Here is a 24,094-nt window from a genome sequence, read left to right as displayed (position 1 = left end):
AGCAACCACGGATGACCGAGCAGGAATCCTCCCGTGCGACCCCCGCCTCACCGCCCGACGAGATCAAGATGTTCCACTCGCCCCCCGGATACCGCGTCATCACCGCCGAGGAGGCGGAGGAACGCTTCCGGATAGCCGACGACATCGGCTACCCGTACCGGGAGTTCACCGACGAGCAGGAGATCCGGCTGTACGAGGGCGGCCTCCACGTCGGGGGACACCTGGGCCCGGAGAGCGACGACGACTGGGTTCCGTACAACATCGTCGTCGACGGGAACCTCACCGTCGACGGCGACCTCGACTGGTGGGACAACGCCAGTGGCAACTTCTTCGTGGTCACCGGTGATCTGCGTGCCCGGAACCTGATCCTGTCCGGCTGCCCCAACGTACTCGTGCGCGGCAGTGTGGACGTGATCGGCGGTATCTGCGGCTCCTACGGGGACGACGGCGGCGTCCTCACCGTGCGCGGCGGTGTCCGCGCCCAACTCGCCATCGGCATCCTGTATTTCGGCTTCGACTTCGCCGAGCAGCCGCAGGCGCTCCTCGTCGGCGACCCCTACCACATCAACGTCCCAGTCGACTTCACCGACGAAGAACTGGACGGAATCCTGCTCCCCGAATTCCTGGACGAGGACGGCGAAGCCGACGCGCAAAGCATTGAAAAGGCCGTGAGCCTGGGGCACCAGGTGCTGCGCGCCGGGGTGCGCCCCAGCCACGTCCTCGCACTGGAGGAACTGGACGCGCTGCTCGACCGGGCCGACGAGGTCACCGACCTCGACCTGTCCGCACGCAAACTCCGGTGCTTCCCGGAGCAGTTGCTCGCGTTCCCCCGGCTGCGCACCCTGTCGCTCGCGGGCAACGACGACCTGGGTGCCGTCGACGCGCGCATCGGCGAGCTCACCGCCCTGGAAGAACTCGACCTGTCGGGCATCGGACTGACCGAACTGCCCGACTCCATCGGTGCCCTGCACAACCTCCGCGTGCTGAACATGTCCGGCAACGAGTTCACGGCGCTGCCCGAGTCCCTCGGCGACCTCGGCCGACTGGAGGTGCTGCGCGCCGCACACCTGACGTGCCCGCTCCCCGTGTCGTTCGACCGGCTGCGCTCCCTGCGTGAACTGGACCTCTCCCGGCTGCACCAGGGAAGCCACTACAGCGACACCCTCGTCGAGCTCCCCACCGCCGTCACCCGCCTCGCGGGACTGCGTTCCCTCGACCTGTCCAACACCTGGCTGGAGTCCGTCCCCGACGCCCTGCTGGACCTGACCGAGCTGGAGGAACTCGATCTCAACTCCTGCCTGTCCGCCCGGCTGACCCGCCTGCCCGAACTGGCCCGGCTGCCGCGCCTGCGCGTACTGCGACTCAGCGGGCACACTCCGTGGACCGAACAGCCCCCGCCCGGCCGGGAGCTCCTCGACGGCATCTGGGACATCACCACCCTGGAACACCTCGAACTCGACCGCTGGGGCCAGGAGACCTTCGACGGGGAGAGGACGCGCACCGCGTTCAGGACGCTGCCCGACGAGGCCTTCTCCCGCATGCCCGGACTCCGGTACGTCGACCTGTCGTTCAACGAGCTCACCACCCTCCCCGAGCCCTTGTACGCCCTGCGTCACCTGGAGTTCGCGGGCCTCCAGTACACGAAACTCGACCGGCCCACTCTCGACCGGCTGCGCGCTCGGTTTCCGCACACCCGGCTCGACCTGCGGCACACCGCCCCCTCCACGGACGTCGTCCACGACCCGAACTGGCAGGCCGTGCACGCCCTGGTCAGGACCGGAGCCGAGAAGCTCTCCGGTCAGCAGCACGCGGAGGCCGTCACCGCCTTCGAGGAAGCCGTCGCGCTCTGCCTCCCCGGTACGCGCTACTCCGACTACGACCAGCTCTACGCCCACTACGGCCTGGTCAACGCCTACGGCATCCTCGTCGACAACGCCCAGGAGGCCGATCGCCCCGGCCTGAACGCCGAACTCATCCGGTACGCCGAACGGACCCTGTCCCTGATACCCGACACGATCTGGCACTTCACCGACGCAGGAGCCTTCCAGGAGGAGGTCAGGCGTCGGGCGGGCAACGCTCTCGCCTGGCACCTGCTGCGCGGCGGCGAACCGGAGCGCGCGCTGACGGCCGTCGAGCAGGCACTGACGGTGGCCGACGGCTCGGATCACGACTTCGTCCGCGACACCCAGGTCCGCGTCCTCCTCGCCCTCGGGCGCACCGACGACGCCTACCGGGTGGCCGACACGGTCCTCACCCGCGAACCGTCGTTCGCGGACTTCGCCGACATCGCGGCCCTGCCCGAGTTCCAGGAGTGGCGGCGGGCCCAGCGCATCGGCACGATCCTCGGCGGTGCCCGATGACCGCGCACCCCGCTCCCTCACCGGTGACCCGGCCGCTCACCGACCTCGACCAGGTCCCCTGGGCCGACCTCTCCCACTGCTACGGCCCGGCGACCGTCATCCCCGCCCAGCTCCGCGACCTGACCTCGCCCGACCAGGAGACACGCGACGATGCCTGGCACCGTATGTACTCCAACCTGTACCACCAGGGGAGCGTCTACGAGGCCACGCCCCACGCCGTCCCGTTCCTCCTGCACCTGCTCGCCGACGAGCGGACGCCCGCCCGCAAGCGGCTCCTGACCTACCTGTCCGCGCTGGTCACCGGCGAGGACGAGGAGCAGTGGTTCCCGGACGGGTACGACACCGCCACGTTCGCCGGATGGCCGGTCGAGACCGCCGTGTACCAAGCGGTGGAAGCCGGTGTACCGACGCTCGTCGCCCCGCTGCTGGACCACGACGACCCGGAAACGGCGGTCCGGGCAGCGATGCTCACCGCGTGGTTTCCGGCACAGGCCGCACACGTCCTGCCTGGCTTGCGCCGACTGTGCGGCAGACCGCTGCCACGCCCCGACCGTGCGGATGCGCTCATCACCCTGGGCCTCCTGGCCGGCGCCGCCGGCGACCGCTCCGACACACCCCTGTTGGAGCGGACGCTGGCTGACGCCGACGACCCCGACCGCTGGGCGGCGGCCGTGGCCCTCGCGCGCGTCACCGCCCCCGACCTCGCGTCCCCGGTGATCGACGCCCTGATCGACGAACTGGGCACGATCTGCGCCGACCCCGACGCGTACGAGGACGTCGAACGGGTGAGCTTCTGCCACGGTTTCGTGGCGGCCCTGATCCTGAGCACGGTGGGCCGTCTGCCCGATGCCCGCCAGGAGGCCGCCCGATCCGTTCTCGCGCGCCTCCTGCGGCGGACCGAGGAACAGAACCCCACCCCCTTGGTCGTCGCCGCGACACTGGTCGTCTACACCTTCCTCGACACCGCACGGCCGACCGCACCGGAGCTCACACCATGGCAGCGCGCCGTGCTCCGCTCGCTGCTCGACGGCGACCGCATCTGGGCGTGCGGAGAACTCGGCCTGCTCCTCTCCTCCGAGTACGGGATTCCCGACACGCCTGACGCCCTGGAGAAGTGGCTGGGCCGCCCCTGAGCGATCGTCCCCGCCGCCCTCCGGCCGCGGTGGCGCCGTGCGCGGGAGGCGGCGTCGAGCACACCGCCTCCCGCGCTGGGCATTCTGCGGCGCCTTCGGCCCGGAACAACCGGGCTCAGGCATGAGTTCGTCGGGAACGGCGCCTCCGGCCCGGAACCCTTGGTCCACTCGGCCGGGCGACGCCGGAAGGTCGTGCCGGAGCCGGCCCCGATTCCCCGGAACAGGTGTTCCGGGCCGGTCACCGGCACCGGACGTACGCCGTGACCGCCGGGAGCGCCGACGGCGCAGAACCTCAACGGCGCCCGTAGTAGAGCGCGTTGTGCGCGGTGTCCGGGAGGTACAGCACGTCGTTCCCGTCCGAGTCCCGCCGCACCGCGAGCCGGTCCGCGCTCACACCCGGCGCGGCGGACTGGGCGGTCCACGTGCCGCCCGACTCGGTCGCGGCGAAGACGCGGTCGGTGCCGGAGCCGGTCACGTAGTAGACCCGCTCGGTGTCCGTCTCGTCCCAGGTGATGCCGAGCGCTGCGGCGGTCTGGCCGCCGGCGTACACGGTCTGGCGGGCCCAGCCGCCGCCGCTCGGATACGCGTAGTACACGCGGAAGTTGCCACCGCTGTCGGCCGAGCGGTAGCGGTAGGCGACCTTCGGGGTGGAGCCGTCGAGGGTGAGTTTGGCGCTCTGCACCGCCGGACCCGTGTAGGCGTTGTCGATGCTCCACTCCTCACCCGCGGTGAGCTCCTGGATCACGTCGGACGTGCCGGGTGCGACCGGCGTGGTGACGGGCGCGCCCGCGCTGTTCGCGAAGGCGCCGGTCGCCGGGTCGTAGCGCAGGTAGGAGAGCTGGTGCCGGAACCCGGTCGCCGGGGCCTTGGCCCACTCGTACAGGAGGTGCACGCGGCCGGCCGCGTCCACCATCAGGTCGTCGGGATATACGGAGCGGTTCAGCGCGCCGGCGAAGGTGGCGACCACGCTCCAGCGCGCGGTGGCGTTGTCCCAGCGGTACAGCTTGCCGGGACGCTGGTCGGCGCCGGCGCCGACGCGGGCGGCCAGGTAGAGATCGCCGTTGGGCGCGGTGGTCACGATCGGGTAGGTGATGCCCTGGCCCTGGTCGGGCAGTTCGGCCGCGTGGTCCGTGACGTCCCCGCCGGGGGCCTCCGTACGGAAGTAGCGCCAGGCGTTGGCGTGCATGGAGGCGAACACGTGCAGACGGCCGCTGCCGTCGCGCGCGACGGACGGCTGGTTGTGGCCGTTGTCGTCGGGGAACTCGGCCTGCTGTCCGCTCTGGTCGAGCAGCGGCAGACGGCTCCAGACGCCGTCCGGGTCGCGCCGCGCGATGGCCGGGCGGTGCGTGGCGGCCGTCGAGCCGGGCTCGTTGAAGGCGAAGTACGTGTACTGGCCGCGGCCCTTGTACGTGGCGACCGGAGTCCACCAGGCGGCCTGGTTCGACGAGTCCATCGCGTACGGGACCTTCTCGATCACCGTCGCCGCGGCTGCCCCGGGGGCCGTGGTGTCGGCCTGGGCGGCCGGGGCGGGCATGAGCAGGGCGGCCAGGGCCGCGGCCGAGGCGGCGTACGCGCGTGCCGTGGGACGTCGCAAGGTGAACTCCTTCGCGGGCGTGATGGGAGACGGACGGGAGCGGCCCCGCGGGCCGGTCCACCCCTCCGCTGCGCGGGAAACCTACAGCAGATCCCAGATTATGAATAGAGATTGCACAATACGGATTCGAGATACGCATTGGGGAAGAAGTGTGCGGCATGGCGAAGGGCCCGGTGAAGGTCGTCCGACCTCCACCGGGCCCCGGGGTCCCCGCGCGCTCGCTCAGCGCTTGATGAGGGCGGCGACCTCCTCGCCCGCCTTCCTCATCGCGTCCTTCGGCTTCGACCTGCCGACCAGGACGGCCTGGACCTGCTTGGCCACGGCCTCCTCGATCTGGGCGTTCTGCGCGAACTGCCAGAACGGGCTGCCGGTCGCCGTCTTGGTGATCTTCTCGGTCCACTCGGTGGTGAAGGAGTCCTTCGCGACCTCCGGGGCGGACAGGCCCGCGGTGGTGGACGGCGGCAGGGAGCGGGCCGCGAAGTACTCGGAGGTGGTGGCGCGGTCGGAGGTGGTGTGCAGGGCGAACTGTGTCGCGGCGTCCTGCCCCTTGCCCTTGACGATCGCGATCACGCCGCCCCACAGCAGCGCCTGCGGCGTGTCACCGGAGCGCAGCACCGGACGCTGCATCGGCTGCATCGCGTCGGCCAGCGTCTTGTCCTTGGACTGGGCCGAGGTCACGCCCTTGCCGATGATGGCGTCGTCGTAGAAGGCGGCCTTGCCCTGCCCGAACAGGGCGCGCGCGTCGAAGCGGTCCACGTCCGCGGCGATCAGCTTCGCGTCGTGCAGCTTCTTGTACCAGGTGACCGCGTCGACGGACGCGTCGTCGCCGATGGTCACCTTGTCGCCCTCGAGGAGCGTGCAGCCGAAGGTCTGCATCCACGGGAAGATGTCCTTGAGCTGCGCGACCTTGGTGGCCGCGGCGTAGGGCACGACACCGCCGCCGAGCCCCTTCAGCTCCCGCAGCGCGTCCTCGAACTCCTCGACGGTGGTGGGGTGCTTCTTGATGCCGGCCTTCTCCAGGAGCTTGGCGTTGGCGATCACACCGATCGAACCGGTGTTCCACGGCAGGCCGTACTGCTTGCCGTCGTACATGCCGCTGTTCAGCGCCACGTTCGTGTAGCCGCCCTTCAGGGCCACGGTACCGAGATCGGCGAGCCTGCCCATCTGCGCCACCGCGGCGAGCCAGGCGATGTCGAGGTGCACCGCGCCGGTCGTCTCCCCGCCGCCGAGCTTGAGGGTGAGCTGGCTCAGGTACTCGTTGTACGGGTACGAGACCGCGCGGATCTTGGAGTTCTCGGCCTTCTCCCACGCCGCGATGATCTTCTCGATCGCGGGCTTGGCGGCCTCCTCGTTGAGTGACCAGGAGGTGAAGTCGAAGTTCTTGGACTTCGTGTCGCCTCCGTTGGAGGAGGTGCCGGCGCCGGACGGTGCGCAGGCGCCCAGCACGCCTGCGCCGGCCACACCGAGCGCGCCGATGCCGAACATGCGCAGCGCGCCGCGCCGGCTGATGCCAGAGGTGGTCATGGTGTCTCCATGGGGGAGTGGGTGGAAGGGGAGTGTGTGGGCTCAGCTCTTGACCGAGCCGGCGGTCATGCCGCCGACGAGGTAGCGCTGCAGGAACATGAAGGCGACGACCACCGGGACGGACACGATGAGCGAGGCCGCCATCAACTCGGGCCAGGCGGTCTGGAACTCGCCGATGTAGGTGGAGACGAGGCCGGGCGGCAGGGTCTGCTTCTCCTTGTCGGCCAGCGTCACCGCGAAGATGAAGTCGTTCCAGCCGCGGACGAAGGCGAACAGACCGGCGGCGACCATGCCGGGCGCGGCCAGCGGCGCCACGACGGAGTGCAGCGTCCGCCACCGGGACGCGCCGTCGATGGACGCCGCCTCCAGCAGGGCGTCCGGGATGGTGTCGAAGATGCCCTTCAGCATCCAGACGCAGAGCGGCATCGTGAACGTGGTGAAGGACAGCACCAGGGCGGTGTACGTGTTGAGCAGGCCGAAGCCGGAGAACACGGCGTACAGCGTCACCAGCAGGAGCGCCTGGGGGAACATCTGCGAGGCCAGCACCAGGTGCATCAGCGAACGCCGCCCGCGGTAGCGGAACTTGGAGAACGAGTAACCCATGTACGTGGCGACGACCACGCTCAGCACGGCCGTGATCGAGGCGACGATCAGGGAGTTGACCAGGTACTTGATGAGCTGGTCGTTCTCGGCGAGGGCCGTGAAGTTGCTGAAGGTGATGTCGGTGGGTACGAGCTTCGGCGGGAACTGGAAGGTCTGCTCGGGGCTGCTCAGGGCGGTGGCCAGCAGCCAGTAGACCGGCAGCATGCCGAAGGCGCCGATCACCAGGACCGCGGTCCAGGCGGCGATCCGCGAGCGCAGCAGGTCCTTGCGTATCCTGCGCCGCGTGGTGCGCCCGGTGGACGTGGCGGACCGGCGCACCCGGTCGGCGCCGGGCAGCGGGGTGGAGGTCGTGGAGGTCATCGGGCGTCGCCCTTCCGCTCGGTGATCCTGAGGTAGACGGCGACCAGGAGGAGCAGGAGCAGCATCCACAGACCGCCCAGCGCGGTCGCCCGGCCGATGTCGAAGCCCTTGAAGGCGGTCTGGTACACGGCGGTCGCGAAGGTTTCGGTGGCGCCGGCCGGGCCGCCGCCGGTGAGCACGTAGATGGTGTCGAAGTGCTGGAAGTTCCAGATGAACTCCAGCAGCAGCACGATCGAGGCGACACCGCGGACCTGCGGCCAGGTGACGGCGAAGAAGCGCCGGATCGAGCCCGCCCCGTCCATCGAGGCCGCCTCGTGCAGTTCCTTGGGCACGGTCTGCAGCCCGGCCAGGAGCATCACCATCATCCAGGGGAAGCTCGCCCAGGTCTTGGTGACGATGACGGCGAGCATGGCGGTGCCGGGCTGGCCGAGCCAGGAGACGGACTCCTCGATGATCCCGGCCTTCATGAGGATGCCGTTCAGCACGCCGTAGTTCGCGTTGAAGATCCACATCCACAGGAAGGAGACCACGACACCCGGGATCACCCACGGGAACAGGAACAGGCCGCGCAGGAAGCCGCTGCCCTTCAGGCCCGAGTTGAGCGCGAGCGCGAGCGCGAAGCCGATCACGAAGGGGACGATGGTCGCGCCGACGGTGAAGACCAGCGTCTGCTCGAGGATCGTGAGGAAGTCGCCGTCCAGCCAGTGGGCGAAGTTGTCCAGGCCGACGAACTCCCGGCCCGGCAGCCGCAGGTCCTGCTTGAAGAAGCCGGTGAACAGCGCCGACACCAGCGGGTAGATGATGATCGTCGCGAACAGGGCGAGCCCTGGTGCGGTCAGCAGCAGTGCGAACGCGCCGTTGGAGAGCCGTCCGCCGGTCCGCTCCCGGGATGGAGCGGCCTTGTGGGGAGGTGCGGCCGTACTCATGGGTGTGTCCTCTCGAACGGTGCGGGAGCGGTGATGCAGGGCGCGCCACGGGAGGCCGTGCGTCGACAGGCGAATGCGACGCGGCCGGGCGTGAGCGGTGAGCGGCCTCGTCCCTCGCTTCGATCGAGGCCCTGTGCGAATGCCATGCATGCTCCGTTGAACGCAAGTTGCAGCATGCGGGATCGTTCTCCATATCGTGCGACGGCGTCAACCCTTTTGGTCGGTGAATCGCCAGTTCTGTGCGGGACCAACGGTCTCGCCGGGCCTGCGGCGAGCTCGGTCGTCAGTCCCTGACGGCGGTGCCATCGGCTGAGCCGGAAACCTACAGCACATTCCCACTGACTGAACAGTAGTTGCACAATATGCATGTGATGTACGTTCAAGGTCGCTCCGCTGCGGCGGAGAGTATCCGAGCTTCACACCAAGGAGGCCGCACCGTGCGGGAAGAAGAGGTCCATTACGACATCGCCGTCATCGGCGGCGGCCTGGCGGGGACCTGCGCGGCCATCGCCGCGGCCCGGCTCGGCCGGCGTGTCGCACTGGTCAACAACCGGCCCGTCCTGGGCGGCAACGCCAGCAGCGAGATCCGCGTCTGGGTCTGCGGCGCCACCGCCCACGGAGTACACCGCTGGGCCCGCGAGACCGGCATCATGGGCGAGCTGTACACCGAGAACCAGTACCGCAACCCCGAGGGGAACCCGTACTACTGGGACCAGGTGGTCCTCGACGCCGTGCGGGCGGAACCGGGCATCGACCTGTACCTCAACACGGACGTACGGGAGGTCGACGCGAGCGGCCCGGACGACGCACGCGAGGTGCGCTCCTGCACCGGCTGGATGATGGGCTCCGAGCGCCGCATCACCTTCCACGCCCGGCAGTTCCTCGACTGCACCGGCGACGGCCTGCTCGGCCACCTCGCCGGTGCCCGCTACCGCGTCGGCCGCGAGGCGCGTGCGGAGTTCGGCGAGCCCTGGGCCCCCGAGGAGCAGGACGAGGCGCTGCTCGGATCGACGATCCTGTTCCACACCAAGGACCTGGGCCGGCCGGTGAAGTTCGTGCCGCCCACCAGCGCCCGCGATCTCGCCACCACACCCATCCTGCGCAACCGGGTGCTGCGCACCGGCGACAACGGCTGCGACTACTGGTGGATCGAGTGGGGCGGCGAGCTCGACACCGTCCACGACAACGAGCGCATCCGCGACGAACTCCAGTCCGTGATCATGGGGATCTGGGACCACATCAAGAACTCCGGCGAGTTCCCGGACGCCGAGAACCTGACACTTGAGTGGGTCGGCAGCCTCCCCGGCAAGCGCGAGTACCGCCGCTTCCTCGGCGACCACGTGCTGACCCAGCAGGACATCCTCGAACAGCGGCAGTTCGACGACCGGGTCGCGTTCGGCGGCTGGTCCGTCGACCTCCACCCGGTGAAGGGCATGTACGCCGACGAGCCCGGCGCCCGCCAGCGCTACGCGGACGGCATCTTCCACATCCCGCTGCGCTCCCTGTACTCCGCGAACGTCACGAACCTGCTGTTCGCCGGGCGCAACATCTCCGCCACCCACATAGCCTTCGGCGCCACCCGCGTCATGGCCACCTGCGCCACGCTCGGCGAGGCCGCGGGCACCGCCGCCGCGCTGTGCGTCGCCGAGGGCATCGGCCCGCGCGAACTCGCCGCCAGGCGCCCCGAACTGGTACGCCGCACCCTGCTGCGGCAGGACGCCTCGGTCATCGGCCTCGCCGACGACGACCCCGACAACCTGGCGCGCACGGCCCGCGTCAGCGCCTCCTCGCACCTGAGCCGCCTGGCCGCCGAGCCCACGACCACAGGGCCCGGCGAGCCGTACCCGCTCACCCGCGACCTCGCGCTGCTGCTGCCGGCGGACCCCGCGCTCGACACGGTCGACCTGCTCGTCCACGGCGCTCCGGGCGAGCGGCCGAGCGAGCTCACCGTGGAACTGTGGAGCACCGGCCGCCCCGAGAACGCGGTCCCCGCCGACCACCTGCTCACCACCACGGTGACCGTGCCGGCCGACGGCCCCCACTGGGTCACGGCCCGCCTCGACCACCGCCCGGACGCCCCGGAGAACGTCGTCCTGATCGTGCGCGCCTGCCCGGGCGCGGCGCTGGTCCTCGTCCCCGAGCGCACCGACGGCGTCCTCGCCCTGCGCAGCAGGGCCGAGGGGGACGCGGCCGTCGACCACGACATCCCGGAGGAGGAAGGCCAGCTGGTCCTGGAGTGGCAGGCCCGCGGCCTGCGCCGCCGGACCTTCGGCTTCCGTGCGGCCCCGGACACCGCCGCGTTCCTGCCCGAGCGGGCCGCCGGCGGATTCCAGCGCGCCTACGGGGGCCCGCAGATGTGGTCCTCCGCGCGGCTGCCCGACCCGGACCGGGCCGCGGAGTGGCTGTGCCTCGACTGGGACGAGGAGCAGCAAGTCGCCGAGGTGCGCGTGGTGTTCGACGACGACGTCGACGAGTACCTCAACAACCTGCACCGCCACCGCACCCCGTTCGAGGTCATGCCGGAACTGGTCCGCGACTACCGCATACAGAGCCGCGAGCCCGACGGCACCTGGCGCACGCTGCTGACGGTGACGGGCAACCGCCGCCGCCACCGCGTGCACGCCCTGAACGGCGCGGACGGCGGGCCCGTGCGCACCGACGCGCTGCGGCTCGTGGTGGACGCCACGCACGGGGCGCGGCACGCGCACGTGATCGCGTTCAAGGCGTACGGCGCATAGCCGCACGGTGAAGGGGCCCGGGGAAGGTCGAACGACCTTCCCCGGGCCCCTTCACCGTGTCCGTCAGAGAGCGCCGAGTGCTTGGCTGATGGCGTCGGCGGCCTCGACGACCTCGCGGGTGAGGGCGAGGCGCTGCCCTTCGGCTTCGGCGTGGTTGCCGAGGAGGGAGGCGGGGCCCCACAGGGAGATGGCGGCGACGACGTCCCCCGAGGCGTCGCGGACGGGCGCGGCGAGGGAGGCGCGGCCCAGGGCGCGTTCTTCGGCTTCGATGGCGTAGCCGGTGCGGCGGACGGTGTCGATCTCCGGGTCGAGGAGGTCGTGGCTGGTGGTCGTGTAGTCGGTGTGTGCCGCGAGCGGTTCGGGAAGCAGCTTGCGGCGTTCCTTGGGCGTGAGGCCGGTGAGGAGGCATTTGCCGATGCTGGTGGCGTGCAGCGGGGCGGTGTGTCCGGCCTGCGTGTAGGACTTGGGGGCGCGCGTTCCCTCGAAATTGCACAGGAACATCAGCTCGGTGCCGCGGCGGACGGCGACATTGGCTCCGAGTCCGGTGCGCGTGGCGAGGTCCTGGAGGACCATGCGGGCGGCCCGGTGGACGGGGTGGCGGTTGGTGGCGGTGGCGGCGAGCGGGAGGATGCCGAGGCTGAGGCGGTAGAGGTTGCTGACGGGGTCGCGTTCGACCATGTCGAGGCGCTCGAGGGTGGACAGGAGGCGCGAGGTGGTGGAGGAGCCCAGTCCGGTGAGTTCGGCGACGTCCGAGACGCGCAGTTCGGCGCGGCCGGAGTCGAGTGCGCGCAACACCGAGACCGCTCGTTCGACGCTCTGGTTCGTCCCGGTGTCGGTCGCCCGAGTAGTCATGACCCTCCTCATTCTGCAAACCGCTTGCACAATCTGCATCAGCATATCGTGTCGGTCTGAGGGCTGTTCGTGAAATGCGCTGACTCGCGGCCGGAACGGATACGGGTCGATCGCCGGGTTGTACGGGGCTCCCATGGACGCACGTCGTCTGCGTGAAGGGAAGCGCGGAGCAGGAGGAACACCTTCGACGATGTCGCCGGCACGCACCGCCGTCGGGGGTCAGGACGACGGCGGTGCGTGCGGCTGGTGCCGGGAGCGGCACTAGTTCTCAGGCGGGTTCGGGTTCCAGGTCCGCGGGCTGTGCCTGTGGCTCCCGCGCCGGTGCGGTCCTCGACGGCCACCGCTTGGTGGTGCGTACGTAATGAAGGACCACGCCGGACATCAACAGAAGGAGCAGGGGGCCGAACAGCCACGGATGCGCGGCCATCTGCTGCGGCAGGTAGCGGTACGACACCAGCAGCACGGCGAAGACCGTCGTGCCATGGGTCACCAGCCACGTGCACGACCGGTCCCAGCCCAGTGCCGCGCCGCGCATGCCGGCCTCGATGGTGAGGGCGAACACCACACCGGCGACGAGGTCCACGCCGTAGTGGTAGCCGAAGCCCAGCGTCGCGGTGAGGGTGGCGACGAACCAGAACAGGCCCGCGTATCGCATGAACCGTGAGCCCTCGCGGGAGTGGACGAGGAGCGTGGTGGCCCATGCGGTGTGCAGGCTCGGCATGCAGTTGCGCGGCGTGATCTCGTCGAACGGTATCGGATGCGGGGCGCCGATCACCGGCAGCGAGTCGGGCCACACGTCGGCTGCCGCCCACGCTCCGCCCTCCGCACCGTAGGCGTAGACCGGCCCGACGACCGGGAAGATCATGTAGATGGCCGGCCCGAGCAGGCCGATGACCAGGAAGGTGCGCACCAGGTGGTGGGCCGGGAACCGCCGCCGACCCGCCACGTGACGCAGCTGGTACAGCCCGACGAGCGCGGCTGCCAGCGGGAGTTGGCCGTAGACCAGGCCGAGAACATGGCCGCTGACCGGGTCGGTGGCCTCGACGATCCGGCCGACCAGCCACGAGGGATCGCCCAGCGCGTGATCGGCGGTGACGACGTACGGGTCGAGCACGGTCGGGCGGGTCTGCGACGTGATCAGCAGCCAGGTGTCGCCCGCCCTGTGGCCCATCACCAGCAACAGGCCGAGGCCCGCGCCCTTGAGGAGCAGCGCGCGTTCAGCGCCGGTGCGGCGCGTGAGAGCGAGGACCACACAGCCCACGACCACCCACAGGGCGCCGTTGCCGAAATGCGGGTCGGCGCCGACCGCCCACCGCACCAGCAGGAAGAGGACGTCGATGCCGATCGCGGCCGCCGCCGCGACGAGCCGTTGGCGCCAGGTGAGCACCACCATGGTCAACGCCAGACCGGCATACAGCAGGGGGCCCGAATGGGGGGCGAATATCAGCTCTCGTGCCTCGACGGCGATCGGCCCCGGCTCGCCGTAGCCGCGCGCTGCGAATTCCAGCGCGATGAGGAATGCGAGGGTGGTCACGCCGGCCGCAGCCCACAACATCGTTCGTGGCTGACGCCATGCGGTGTGACCGTGCGAGGGTATTCGTGGTGGTGTGGTCTGCAATGGCCTGACTCATCGGTGGAGTGGAGGAAAGGGACAAGTACTGCGCCGATGAACGCGAATTTCCGGTGAAGAACAGGTGATCACGGTGATCGTCGCGAGTTCGAACATGCTAACGGCACGTGGGCATGTCGCAGGCGGTTCGGCGCCGATCGGACGGCGGAGGCCGTCGTTCCGTACACCGGACCTGCCCGAGGGAGCGCTCGGACCGGCAGGCCGTGTCCGTGGCGGAAGGAGGCCGACACCTGTGCGTTCCGGCAGGCGTCCATCGACGCCGACCACGCCCTGGCGAGCCGTCCGGACGCGCTGAGCGGTCGCCGTGCGCGCACCGCGCCGCGGTTCAGCCACCGCCGCGGTGCGGCGGCCGGGCCAGATACGCGGACGGGGCGCGGCCCAGCAGGCCCCGGAAGGCCGCCGTGAACGCGGCGGGATTCTCGTAACCGAGCGACACCGCGACCCGGGTCACCTGCGTGCCCTCGGCGAGCGCGCGCACCGACCACAGGATGCACGCGCGCTGCCGCCACTGGGCGAAGCTCAGGTCCGTACCGCGCCGGAACAGCCGGCCGAGGGTGCGCTCACTGACGTTCAGGGCTGCCGCCCAACGGGCCGGCGGATCGTGGATGTCCGGTGTGCGCAGAAACGCGTCGCACAGCCGCCGCAGCTCCGGGTCGGCGGGCAGCGGCACGTCGAGGGGGAGCGGCGTCAGGCTCCGCAGCTCGTGCAGGATCAGCTCGACGACGGTCGCGTCCCGGCCGTGCTCGGGGTAGCGGGGCGCCATGTCGACCGCGTCGAGGACCAGCGCCCGCAGCAGCGCGGAGACGTCCACCACCCGGCACCGCTCGGGGAACCACGGAACGGCACCCGGTTCGATGTACAGGCTGCGGGTGCTGACCCCCGTCATGGCGACCTGGTGCCGGATCCCGGGCGGGACCAGGACCGCACGGTCCGTGGGCACGGTCCAGGCCCCGTCCGCCGTCTCGACCTGCATCACGCCGGTCGCCGCGTACAGGAACTGGGCGCGGCGGTGCGTGTGGAAGGGGAGCAGGTGGTCGGGCGGGTAGTCGGTGCCGATGGCCAGCACCGCACGGTCCAGGTCGTCCACCTCGTCGACCGGTACGTTGCGCACGCCCCGATCCTATGCCGGTCTGTCGTCTGCGCGTAAGGAGTGGGCGAACGATCGATTGTCCGCCGTGGACGCGGACGCCTAGCGTCTCCACCGTGTCGACCTCGCTCCTTCCCTGTCTCCCGCTCCTCCTGTTCGGCTGTCTGACCGGCGTCACGACGGTGCTGTTCGGTTTCGGCGGCGGTTTCGTCACCGTCCCCGTCGTGTACGCGTTCCTGACCACCGCGGTGCACGACGACCCGGGCGACGCCATGCACGTGGCCGTCGCGACCTCGACGGCCGTCATGGTCGTGAACGCGGTGACCGCCACGCTGGCGCAGCACCGGGCCGGCCGGCTGCGGCAGGAGTACGTCTGGCCCCTTGCCGGTTTCGTGCTGCTGGGCGCGGCACTCGGCTCGCTCGTCGCCACCCGGCTCAGCGGTGGCCTGCTGCACGTGCTGTTCGCCGTGTACCTGGTGGTCACGATCGCGGACAGCCTCCTGCGCAAGGGGTTCCTCGCCGTGGCCGACGGCGACGGGCCGCGCCCGCTCGGCCGGTTCACCACGACGTTCGGCGGCGTGGGCATCGGCGCGGTCGCGGCGAGCCTGGGCGTCGGTGGCAGCGTCATGACGGTCCCGCTGCTGCGCCGCCGCGGACTGCCCATGGCCACCGCCACCGCGCTGGCGAACCCGCTCAGCGCCCCCGTCGCCCTCGCGGGCACCCTGGTCTACGCGCTCGCGCCCACCGCCCAGGCACACGCCGGCCGCGTCGGCCACGTCGATCTCGTGGCCTGCGCCGCGCTGCTCTGCGGGTCCCTGCCCGCCATCGCCCTGCTCAGACGGATCGGCGGGCGCGTCCCCGACCGCCTGCACTCCGTCGCCTACGTGGCCCTGCTCGTCCTCGTCCTGATCGTCATGCTCGCCACCGGGCCGTGACCGCAGTGCCGTCGCGCTCACGAAGGAAGCGGCACCGGTCGATCCCCCGGCGCACTTCCCCGTCCGTGCCCACCCCTTGTCCGCGCGGCCAGCAGGCGCTGCCCTGCAATACCTGGCCCGAACGCTTCCTCCTCGCGTATGCGTGAAGGCTCGGATCCCCTGCGCTGGAAGAGGCTCCCTTGCGCATGTACGTCGACCCGGCGCTGCTGCCGGTGATCGGCTCGCTGCCACCGGGGCTCACGCTCGCCCCGACGGGCCTCATCCACGGCACCCCCACCGCTCCGGGGAGCTACACGTTCGGTGTGGCCCCCTTCGACGACAGGGGCGATTTCATCCTCTTCGAGATCCAGGTCTCCTGACCGATGCTCCGACCGCTCGCCCCCGCCGAAGTGATCGGCGGCGACCACCCTGCCGGCGGCTACGCCCTGACGGGCCTGCTGCCTCCCACCCCGGTGCCCCTGCCCTCCCGGCGGGCCCTGCTCGGCGGGGCGTCGCTGATCGTGCCGCCTCCGCGGGGCGCGCGGATCGACGTTCCGGGCGTGCTGGAGCGGGCCGCCGCCGAACTGGGCGACCTGCTCGGCGGGGCGTTCGGCCCAGGCGCGCTGCTCCCCCTGACATGACCTCAGAATGGGGCCGCTGAAGCGTGGCCAGGACTCGGTTGCCGAACTTGGCCGGTAGGTATCGCCGCAGTTCCGGCCGAGCCCCGTTCCTGGGCCCGCCGTTCCCGTCCACTCCTGCCGTTCGCCGTTCCCGCGCGTCCTCGGGCTCAGCTTATTTCTGCTCCTGCCGTTCTTGCTGCGCAGCTCCATACGGGAGTGATAACAACGAAATCTGACGCTCGAGTTCGAATCTGCAAAATAAATCCATAGAGTCTCGATCTGGACATTCGAGGGCTCATTCCGGCCCGGGGGCGCGAAGATGGTGGCCATGTACAGCGGCTTTACGGGGTCGTCGCCTGCAAGCCCGAGACGAAACGACGCAATGGCTTTACTGCGGGGGCGTTGAAATACTTGTTCAACGCAACGTCACCCAGGTGGTTGCGGAGTGACCTCCCGGTTCGACATGCGAATTAAGGAGAACTCGTGATCTCGAAAACGAAGAAGGCTGCACGCTCTGTGGCCGGGGCGTTCGCCGCCGCTGCCATGTTCACCATGACCGTGCCGGGCGGTGACGCCTTCGCCATCGATCATGTCGCATGCCGCGGCGGCGAGGATTTTCTGAAGATCTGGTCGCACAACGGCGGAAGCCAGAGTGTGGACTGCTGTGCGAACCGCGGGAAGACCGACTTCGGCGGCTGGTGGATCGACAAGATCTCCACCGGGAACAATGACTTGATCTACTACGACGCCAACGGCGATTCGGTGAAGATCGAGCGCTGGCACGAGATCTCCTTCCCGAATCGCCCGCCGAAGGTGACTGCCATCGAAATTCTGTGATGAATTGACGGGCTGGTCATGGGGAGATGGCCTACCTTTCAAATCCCTTGCATTCCGCGAATATTGGGGGAGTGCAAGGGCTTGGGAGGGATCGACGGGCGGAGCCGGCGGTCGCGGCGGTGGGCGCGAGCGGTGGCCGCGGTCGGGAACCCGGCCATCGTCGCTCATCGGCCACCGCTGGAATCCCACCACCCCGCCACCTTGGACGGACACCGACTGTCGTGTCCGGCCGGGACCGGTTGCCGACCGCCGACCCGGCCAAGCCGTTCCTCTCGCTGAAGCCGGGGGAGTGGGACATCCTGTGCGTACCGCTGTGCCACGATCGCGCTGCTGTCGTCGCACGGTTCAAACAGGCCCGGCGTCCGACTCGTTCTCCGACATCACGGATCGGCCGGATTCCTGCGGCGCGCCAGGGGGGCGGACTCGGGGCCGCACTGTTCCGCACGCCTCTCGTCCTGCTTCCTGTCGCGGAGCACGACGAGAGGCGCGCGGCAATCGATCGACGAGCCGCGCCCTCATGGTGTCGAGCGGGACACTGTCCGCCTTGCCGTGCGACGACGCGGCTGGCGGAGGGGGTGAAGCGCGAGCGGGACGCAGGGGAGGCGACGTGGGCCCTGAAGGGCGGCAGACGCCGTAGCGCGGGACGGAACGCAGGTCGGTGCCGTGCCGCAGCATCTGCCCGAAAGCTGCCTGGCAGGCATGCAGCCGACTACAGCTTCTCCGGTGGCCCCTCCAGGGCGTACGCCGCACGATCCCTCGCCGTGAGCACCAACACCTGCTTTCGCCAGGTGCGACTGAACGGAGGTCCACGTTTTTGGTCACGTGACCTATATTTGGTCTCATGAATGACGAACTCTTCTTCGACGCCGACGGTCCTGTGCTCCTGGTCGGCGGATACGGAACGGTCGGCGCGGAGCTGGCACGGATGGCGGCCCCGTCCTGGCCGCTGGTGCTCACGGGGCGGACTGTGCGGCGCGGACAGCGACTGGCGGACGAGACGGGCGCGGAGCTGCGCGCCTGGGACCTGACGGACCCGACGCCGTTCCGCGCGGGGGTCAGCGCGGTTGCCGGCGTCGTCAACGATCCGGACGACCGTGTCCTGCGCGCCGCGATCCACGGCGGGGTGCCGTTCGTGGACGTCACCCGCTGGACCACGCGGGTGCAGCGCGCGGCCACGGTCGCGGCTCTGGCGCGTCCGACCGCGCCGGTGCTGCTGTCCTCCGCGTGGATGGGTGGTGTGACCAGTCTCGTCGCAGCCTGTCTCGGTGACCGGCTCGGCGGTGCGGACACGGTCGACGTGGCCATTCGCTGGGACCTGGGCGACCGGGCGGGCGCGGACTCGGTGGAGTTCATGGACCGGCTCGGCCTGGACTTCGAGGTGGTGCGGGACGGAGAGCGGCGCACGGTCATGCCACTGAGCGATGTCCGCCGCGTGCGTATCGGGGAGTCGCCGACCCGGGTCGCCAGGATCGACACCCCCGAGCAGTTCACTCTCCCCCTCACCCTCGGGGCCACGACCGCCACAACCCGGATCGGATTCAGTTCGCCCGCGTCCACGGTGGCCCTGCTGGCTGCCAAGCGGCTCGGGTTCTTCCGCTGGGGCCGCGGCGATCGCTTCACCGGGGCGCGCCGCGGACTGCTGTACGCACCGGGCGAAGGCGGTACGGCCCAGCTCCGCGTCGATGTCGTTCACGAGGGCGACGCCCTCTCCGCGACGGTGACCGATCAGGCCGGGCAGGCGCATCTGACCGCACTGGGCGCCCTGATGGGGTTGCGCCGGGTACGCGGCGAGGACGGTGCGCCCGCACCGAGCGGCGTGGTCTTCCCCGAACAGCTGCCGAATCCGCAGAGCGTGCCGTCGGACCTCGCCGCGCAGGGCGTCGACCTGGTGGTGCGCAAGGCCGCGCGAGACGCACGGGCGGAGGGCCGGGCGGCATGAGCGGACGATCCCCGGAACAGGGCAAGTGGACGCCCACCACGACCAAGGGGGCCCAGCGGCGTGCCGCGCTCCTGGACGCCGCCGAGAAGATCCTCTTCGAATCCGGGTACGGCGAGCTGACCATGCGGGCAGTGGCGGCCACGGCACAGACGCGTCTGGGGCACGTGCAGTACTACTTCCCCTCCCGCACAGATCTGATCGCCGCCGTCCTCCGCCGCACTCTGGACCGTTCCCTCGACAGGCTGGCCCCGTTGTTCGCCGACGCGGCCGAGCACACTCCGCCGGACGTGGAGGGGCTGATTCGTCAGCTCCTGGCCGAGCACGATGATCCACGACTCGTCCGGGTCTACGCCGAGTTGTGGGCACTGGCGGGCCGCGACGAAGCCGTCGCGGCGGTCACACGTACCTTCTACGGCGAATACCAGGATCACGTGGCCGGTTTTCTGCGCGCCCGTAATCCAACTCTCCCCGTCACCGTCTGCCAGGCTCGGGCAAGGGTCTTCACCGTACTGATCGAAGGAGCATCCCTCTTCCGCTCCGGCATCGCCGCCCACCGTACCGACGAAGCCGACGCGGAACTCATCAACACGGCCAGCGCCCTGCTCGACTGACGGGGCTCCGGGAAAGGGGGTGATGCCGACGTCGGACGGCCCGACTGCCATCGGCCGGCTGAGGCGATACCGGCCGCCGACGAATGCCCGTCCGCCTCACCATGCCCGCCCCAGGCGGCCCGCTGCCGCTGACTGCCTCTCATATCGACCACCGCACCGCTGACAGCCCGTCGTCCGGAGCTGTCCCGGCACGACGGCCGTACGGGAACCGTGCCCCCGGGCGCGCTCCGCCCGGGGGCACGTCGGGCTCAGTCCTTGGCCGCGTCGTGGTCCTCGGACTGCTGCCGGGCGCGGCTGAACTCGCCGGCGCCTACCCGGGCGGCGAGGGTGTCGTCGGGGCCGGACAACAGGGAGCCGTAGCCGGTGGCGGCCCACAGGCTGCGTTCGGCGGGCACCTCGAAGTAGGGGACGGTACGGCCCTGGTACCGGACCGCCAGCACCGGCGGCGAGCGGCGGGCGCGCAGGGCCCGGCCGCAGTCCTCGCAGACCGCGATGTCGGCCTGCTCCCGACGGCCGAGAGGGCGCCAGGTGGTCCGGCGGACGGCAGTGCCGTGCCGGGGGTCGAAGAAGCACAGCGGGAGCGTGGGGGCCGGGGCGAGGGCGGAGCGTCCTTCGGCGGTCAGGGCCAGCACTCCGACCAGGTCGGGGAGGCCCTGCGAGGCGTCCAGCACCCGGCCGGCCGCGTCGTAGGCATCGAGGGCCCGGCTCAGGCCAGGGGTGGCGGCGCTGTCGGCAAGCTCCACGGCCTCGCCGAGGGCGAGTATCTCGGCGGCGGCCTGGCGGCGCAGCCCGGCCTCGTCGGCGGCCTGTTCGGCGGCGAAGACGGCGTCGGGGAAGGTGAAGGCGGTGTGCCGGGGTGAGCGTCGGCGCACCAGGAAGGCGCCGCCGCCGACGGCGAGGGCCAGCACCGCGGTGACCGCGAGGAGGATCCCCGAGCCGCCGCCGGAGGCGTTCTCCTTGACCTCGGGCCGCGCCGAGTACTCCTTGTCGATCCTGGCGGTCTCGGCCTCGTAGACCTCGGTGCCGTTGCCGGCCTCGATCAGTTCCACGGCCTTGCCGACCCGGGCGGCCAGTCCGGCGTCGTCGAGTTCCTTGAGGAAGCCGACGGCGGAGGCGGCGTCGCGGGTCTGATGGATGTCGGTGGGCCACTCGGTGCCGGTGAGCCACTTCCCGTACGCGTCGTTGGTGATCAGGATGAGGTGCTGCCGGCCGAGCCGTTGCTTGATCACCGCCGCGAGGGCGCGGGGGTCGCCGTCGAAGGCGTCACCCTTCTCCAATGGCACCAGCACCACGTTGATCGGCAGGCCGGTCGCGGAGATCTGGTCGACCAGGGCCTGCTGCTGGGCGGGGTTGACGGCGGCCGCGTAGGACGGATCGACGTAGACGGGGCTGGTGGCCAGCGCCTCGGCGATGGTCGTGGCGGTCGACCCGGTCCCCGCGGTCTCCGCACGGGCGGGGGCGCCGGCGCCGAGCAGCGCCGTGCAGGCCAGCAACACGGCAGCGAGCAGTGAGGCGGCGAGGCCGCGGGAGGCGCCGGCCGGACGGTCACCGGTCAATCGGTCACTGGACACTGGCGGACTCCCTGGCCCTGAGAATGAGTGCTTCGAGCCCTTCACGGGCGGCCGGCAGGACCTGCCCGGCCTCGTCCCAGGAGCTCCGGGCGCGGCCGTCCGCCCCGGGCAGGCGCAACAGCCGCTCGGTGGCCATCCGTTGGCGGGCGGCCCGGTCGGCGGTGCCGCGGTGGGCGCCGCCGCTGTGGAGAGCGTCCCGGCATGCGGGGCACAGTCGCGCGGACCTGGGGCCGATGCCGAGGTCGGCGAGCCATCCCGGGACCTTGCCGCCGGTGGCCTCGCCGTGCAGCGGGTTGAGTCGGCAGACGGTGGGGTGGAGATGCCCCCGGAGCGCGGCGAGTCCGGCCTGGGCGAGCACCACGACAGCGGCCAGGCCGCCCGCCTCGGTGGCCTCGTCCGAACCCTCGTCGCCGGTGTCGGCCAGCAGTTCGGCGGCGTCCAGGCAGTCCCAGGCGCGGGTGCGGCCGGGCGCGTCCTGATCGGCGGCGGCCAGTCGCCCGGTGAGCTCGCGGACGTCGGCCGCGGCCCAGGCACGCAGTTGCCGGACGGACGGCAGCGCGGTGGCGTTTCGGCCCCCGGCGTGCTGCGGCGGCGAGGGGTCGGCCGCGGGGGTGCGGCGGGATCGCAGCACGGCCCGCGCGATGGCGATCGCCAGCCAGGCGATCAGCAGCAGCGCCCCCAGCAGCATTGTGCCGAGCATGATCCCGGGCCCGAAGTCGCTGCTGAACAGGCCGGGCAGTCGGTTGTCGCGCAGCGGGGGCAGTTCGGCGTCGCGGGCCGTTGAGTCGTAGTCCTTCTCCGGCCGGGCGGCGGCGACGGCGTCCAGGGTCTGGTCGAGGCGCGGCACCACCTGCAGGTCGCCGTTGCCGCGGTACTCCGGGTAGCGGACGGTGGACGGCAGGCGCATGAAGCGGCGCGAGGCGTCCTGGCCGGTGCCGAAGGTGTCCAGGTCGATCCGGCCGGACAGCGGATCGATCAGCACATAGACGCCGTTCTGGCCGGTGCGCTGGTGGACCCGGGCGAGCAGGACGCTGCTGTCGCCGCCGCTCTCGTCGTCGCTGTCGGTCGGCGTGACCAGCACATGCACCGGGCCCTTGGGCGCGAGTTCGGCGATCCGCTGCCGGATCACGGGCAGGTCGGCGGCGGTGAGCACGTCCGCAGTGGACGGGTCCTGGTAGATCGGTCCGGCGGCGAGCCCGTCGACGACCTCCTCCACTCGGGCGTCCAGGTCGCCCTGGGTGACGTCGAGGTACGGGCTGTCGACGGTCTGCGGGAAGACGGTGGGCGCGGCCAGCACCACGGCGACCGCGGCGGCCACCGTCGCCACCGCCGTCACCGGCAGCACGCCGCGTCGGCGGGAGGCGGGCCAGATGGCGCGGGCCGGGGTCTTCGGCTTCGCCGTGGCCTTGCCCGAGCTCTTGCCCGAGCCGTTGTTCGCGCCCTTGCCGTAGCTCTTGTCCGAGCCCTTGCCCGAGTTGCTGTTCGGGCCTTTGCCCGGGCTGACGTGCGGGGAGTCGCTCAGGGTGACCGCCGGGGCCTTCGAGTCGACGGCCATCTTCTTCCCGGTCTGCTGCGGCCGGTCGGAGCTGCGGCGGGAGAGCCGGATGCCGAGGGCCAGCACCAGGCCGGGGATCACCACCACGGCCAGGCCGAGCAGCAGGTTCTGGTTCTGCCGGTCGGTGGAGCTGATGTATAGGTCGGGCTTGCCGTCCTCGTGGTAGCGGTCGTGCAACTCGTCGGCCTCGGCGGCGGCCCGGTCGTGGCCGGAGGCGATCGCATCGACGAAGGACTCGAACGCGGCGAGCGGGCCGGCCCCGTACGGGGTGCCGTACAGCGCGATGCGGCGGGCCTCCTCGACCGGGACGTCGACGCCGAACGCGGAGGCGGTGATGCTGCCGTGGTCGCCGATCAGCACGTACAGGCCGTCTTCGCCGAGCCGGTCGTGCACCAGGGCGAGCAGGGCGGCGTCGCCCGCGGGCAGCGCCAGCACGTAGGTGCGCACGCCGGTGCGCACGGCGAGGGCGGCGATGTCCGGGGCGAGCGAGCGCGGCAGTCTGCGCGGACGGTCGGCCGAGACGTAGACCGGGTTCTTGCGCAGTTCCTGGGTCAGGCGCTCGGATTGGGTTGCGCCGTCGGTGAGTTGACCGGACGACGCGGCGGTGGCGGCCGCCGTGGACGTTGCCGTGGCACTCGGTGCGGCGCCCGGGTCTGCCGCAACGGCCGCTCCGGCGCTGCCCAGCAGCACGAGGGCCGCGAGCGCAGTGCCCACCCGGGCCCCGAACGTCCCGGCCCGTCGCCGTATCCCTGTCAGCGTCCGCATGGGCGCCCTCCCGGTGGTTCGGCCCGTCACTCTACCCGCGCCTGGTCGCGACGAGTACGGACGTCTCTTGGACCGGGACGGGCGTCGGTGGGTCGTGGTCGGGCATGGGGGTGGAGAATTTGGTTTCGGTCATTCAGCGAAGGGTGCTGTGCAGGGAATTGGCGAGCATTATCGACGGATTTCGGCAAGATTCTTCTGGTCGTCGGTCGGGTTTTTCACGGGCAGGCCCATACTTTTCCTGGTGTCGCTCCCTTTCGGGTGGTGCTTTCTGATGCCGGAAACTGCTCGAGCCGATTTTGACGTGCTGAGCGCTCGGAGTGGAAGTGGGGTCCTTCGCGGACTCTCGCATCCAGATCGCTGGCCCGCTCGCGTTCCTCGCCTACTGAGGTTGAACTCGCGATGTCGCCCTGCTTCCTCAGGTAGGTGTGGTCGTCAGGCCGGTCTCGGCGAGGCAGCCGTCTATGAGGTGGCTGCG

General features: G+C 70.8%; 18 protein-coding genes. 9 read left to right on the top strand and 9 right to left on the bottom strand.

Annotated features, from left to right (window positions below):
* Positions 1-11: 11 nt before the first annotated feature.
* Positions 12-2,360 (top strand): leucine-rich repeat domain-containing protein, encoded by a 2,349-nt coding sequence (locus tag AB0E67_RS22145; RefSeq protein ID WP_362029427.1) that lies wholly within the window; start codon positions 12-14, stop codon positions 2,358-2,360.
* Positions 2,357-3,493: a hypothetical protein gene (locus AB0E67_RS22140; RefSeq protein ID WP_362029424.1), complete on the top strand. Its 1,137-nt coding sequence runs from the start codon at positions 2,357-2,359 to the stop codon at positions 3,491-3,493. Before AB0E67_RS22145 ends, AB0E67_RS22140 begins: the two co-directional genes overlap by 4 nt.
* 292 nt (positions 3,494-3,785) lie before the next feature.
* Here the strand turns inward: AB0E67_RS22140 and AB0E67_RS22135 are convergent, their stop codons facing one another.
* From AB0E67_RS22135 to AB0E67_RS22120, 4 genes are all read right to left on the bottom strand, one after another.
* Entirely contained in the window at positions 3,786-5,087 is a 1,302-nt protein-coding gene (locus AB0E67_RS22135; RefSeq protein ID WP_362029421.1) for a BNR-4 repeat-containing protein, read from the bottom strand.
* Between the two features lie 222 nt (positions 5,088-5,309).
* Positions 5,310-6,611 carry an extracellular solute-binding protein gene (locus AB0E67_RS22130; protein WP_362029418.1) on the bottom strand — a complete coding sequence of 434 codons (1,302 nt, stop codon included), beginning with the start codon at positions 6,609-6,611 and terminating at the stop codon, positions 5,310-5,312.
* A gap of 42 nt (positions 6,612-6,653) precedes the next feature.
* A complete protein-coding gene (locus AB0E67_RS22125) occupies positions 6,654-7,574 on the bottom strand; it encodes a carbohydrate ABC transporter permease (RefSeq protein ID WP_362029415.1) in 921 nt (306 codons plus the stop codon).
* Positions 7,571-8,500 (bottom strand): sugar ABC transporter permease, encoded by a 930-nt coding sequence (locus AB0E67_RS22120; RefSeq protein WP_362029412.1) that lies wholly within the window; start codon positions 8,498-8,500, stop codon positions 7,571-7,573. The genes AB0E67_RS22125 and AB0E67_RS22120 overlap by 4 nt, the downstream gene beginning before the upstream one ends.
* A 437-nt stretch (positions 8,501-8,937) precedes the next feature.
* Between AB0E67_RS22120 and AB0E67_RS22115 the strand changes: the two genes are divergently transcribed.
* Entirely contained in the window at positions 8,938-11,238 is a 2,301-nt protein-coding gene (locus AB0E67_RS22115; RefSeq protein ID WP_362029409.1) for an FAD-dependent oxidoreductase, read from the top strand.
* A 63-nt stretch (positions 11,239-11,301) separates the two neighbouring features.
* On the opposite strand, the gene AB0E67_RS22110 is transcribed toward AB0E67_RS22115, so the two are convergent.
* The 3 genes from AB0E67_RS22110 to AB0E67_RS22100 form a co-directional block, all read right to left on the bottom strand.
* A complete protein-coding gene (locus tag AB0E67_RS22110; RefSeq protein ID WP_362029406.1) occupies positions 11,302-12,090 on the bottom strand; it encodes an IclR family transcriptional regulator in 789 nt (262 codons plus the stop codon).
* Positions 12,091-12,358: 268 nt separating this feature from the next.
* Complete coding sequence (locus AB0E67_RS22105) at positions 12,359-13,645, bottom strand: phosphatase PAP2 family protein (protein ID WP_362029403.1); 1,287 nt, start codon at positions 13,643-13,645, stop codon at positions 12,359-12,361.
* 400 nt (positions 13,646-14,045) lie between these two features.
* The gene (locus tag AB0E67_RS22100; RefSeq protein ID WP_362029401.1) at positions 14,046-14,831 is read right to left on the bottom strand and encodes a helix-turn-helix transcriptional regulator; all 786 of its coding nucleotides are present in this window, start codon (positions 14,829-14,831) and stop codon (positions 14,046-14,048) included.
* A gap of 92 nt (positions 14,832-14,923) precedes the next feature.
* On the opposite strand from AB0E67_RS22100, the gene AB0E67_RS22095 reads away from it, so the two are divergent.
* From AB0E67_RS22095 to AB0E67_RS22070, 6 genes are all read left to right on the top strand, one after another.
* Positions 14,924-15,742 carry a sulfite exporter TauE/SafE family protein gene (locus AB0E67_RS22095; RefSeq protein WP_362029398.1) on the top strand — a complete coding sequence of 273 codons (819 nt, stop codon included), beginning with the start codon at positions 14,924-14,926 and terminating at the stop codon, positions 15,740-15,742.
* A 185-nt stretch (positions 15,743-15,927) separates the two neighbouring features.
* On the top strand, positions 15,928-16,101 hold the full coding sequence (locus tag AB0E67_RS22090) for a putative Ig domain-containing protein (RefSeq protein ID WP_362029669.1): 174 nt from the start codon (positions 15,928-15,930) through the stop codon (positions 16,099-16,101).
* Positions 16,102-16,104: 3 nt separating this feature from the next.
* On the top strand, positions 16,105-16,362 hold the full coding sequence (locus AB0E67_RS22085; protein WP_362029395.1) for a hypothetical protein: 258 nt from the start codon (positions 16,105-16,107) through the stop codon (positions 16,360-16,362).
* A 462-nt stretch (positions 16,363-16,824) separates the two neighbouring features.
* A complete protein-coding gene (locus AB0E67_RS22080; RefSeq protein ID WP_362029392.1) occupies positions 16,825-17,178 on the top strand; it encodes a beta/gamma crystallin domain-containing protein in 354 nt (117 codons plus the stop codon).
* Between the two features lie 841 nt (positions 17,179-18,019).
* Positions 18,020-19,117, top strand: coding sequence for a saccharopine dehydrogenase (locus tag AB0E67_RS22075; RefSeq protein WP_362029389.1), 1,098 nt, complete (start codon positions 18,020-18,022; stop codon positions 19,115-19,117).
* Positions 19,114-19,728 carry a TetR family transcriptional regulator gene (locus tag AB0E67_RS22070; protein ID WP_362029386.1) on the top strand — a complete coding sequence of 205 codons (615 nt, stop codon included), beginning with the start codon at positions 19,114-19,116 and terminating at the stop codon, positions 19,726-19,728. The genes AB0E67_RS22075 and AB0E67_RS22070 overlap by 4 nt, the downstream gene beginning before the upstream one ends.
* 248 nt (positions 19,729-19,976) lie before the next feature.
* On the opposite strand, the gene AB0E67_RS22065 is transcribed toward AB0E67_RS22070, so the two are convergent.
* Positions 19,977-21,299: a hypothetical protein gene (locus AB0E67_RS22065; protein ID WP_362029384.1), complete on the bottom strand. Its 1,323-nt coding sequence runs from the start codon at positions 21,297-21,299 to the stop codon at positions 19,977-19,979.
* Positions 21,289-23,619 (bottom strand): hypothetical protein, encoded by a 2,331-nt coding sequence (locus AB0E67_RS22060; protein ID WP_362029381.1) that lies wholly within the window; start codon positions 23,617-23,619, stop codon positions 21,289-21,291. The genes AB0E67_RS22065 and AB0E67_RS22060 overlap by 11 nt, the downstream gene beginning before the upstream one ends.
* Positions 23,620-24,094 lie beyond the last annotated feature (475 nt).

Origin of the sequence: Streptomyces sp. NPDC032161, from assembly GCF_040636995.1 — a bacterium.
In the GTDB taxonomy this organism is placed as follows: Bacteria; Actinomycetota; Actinomycetes; order Streptomycetales; family Streptomycetaceae; genus Streptomyces.
Note: the sequence above shows the minus strand (reverse complement) of the source record. Positions and strands in the feature narration are given on the sequence as shown.

Coding starts and splice junctions, on each gene's coding strand:
- AB0E67_RS22130 (WP_362029418.1), bottom strand. CDS start 6,611: ATGACCACCTCTGGCATCAGCCGGCGCGGCGCGCTGCGCATGTTCGGC.
- AB0E67_RS22070 (WP_362029386.1), top strand. CDS start 19,114: ATGAGCGGACGATCCCCGGAACAGGGCAAGTGGACGCCCACCACGACC.
- AB0E67_RS22145 (WP_362029427.1), top strand. CDS start 12: ATGACCGAGCAGGAATCCTCCCGTGCGACCCCCGCCTCACCGCCCGAC.
- AB0E67_RS22090 (WP_362029669.1), top strand. CDS start 15,928: ATGTACGTCGACCCGGCGCTGCTGCCGGTGATCGGCTCGCTGCCACCG.
- AB0E67_RS22075 (WP_362029389.1), top strand. CDS start 18,020: ATGAATGACGAACTCTTCTTCGACGCCGACGGTCCTGTGCTCCTGGTC.
- AB0E67_RS22125 (WP_362029415.1), bottom strand. CDS start 7,574: ATGACCTCCACGACCTCCACCCCGCTGCCCGGCGCCGACCGGGTGCGC.
- AB0E67_RS22085 (WP_362029395.1), top strand. CDS start 16,105: ATGCTCCGACCGCTCGCCCCCGCCGAAGTGATCGGCGGCGACCACCCT.
- AB0E67_RS22140 (WP_362029424.1), top strand. CDS start 2,357: ATGACCGCGCACCCCGCTCCCTCACCGGTGACCCGGCCGCTCACCGAC.
- AB0E67_RS22110 (WP_362029406.1), bottom strand. CDS start 12,090: ATGACTACTCGGGCGACCGACACCGGGACGAACCAGAGCGTCGAACGA.
- AB0E67_RS22105 (WP_362029403.1), bottom strand. CDS start 13,645: ATGTTGTGGGCTGCGGCCGGCGTGACCACCCTCGCATTCCTCATCGCG.
- AB0E67_RS22060 (WP_362029381.1), bottom strand. CDS start 23,619: ATGCGGACGCTGACAGGGATACGGCGACGGGCCGGGACGTTCGGGGCC.
- AB0E67_RS22120 (WP_362029412.1), bottom strand. CDS start 8,500: ATGAGTACGGCCGCACCTCCCCACAAGGCCGCTCCATCCCGGGAGCGG.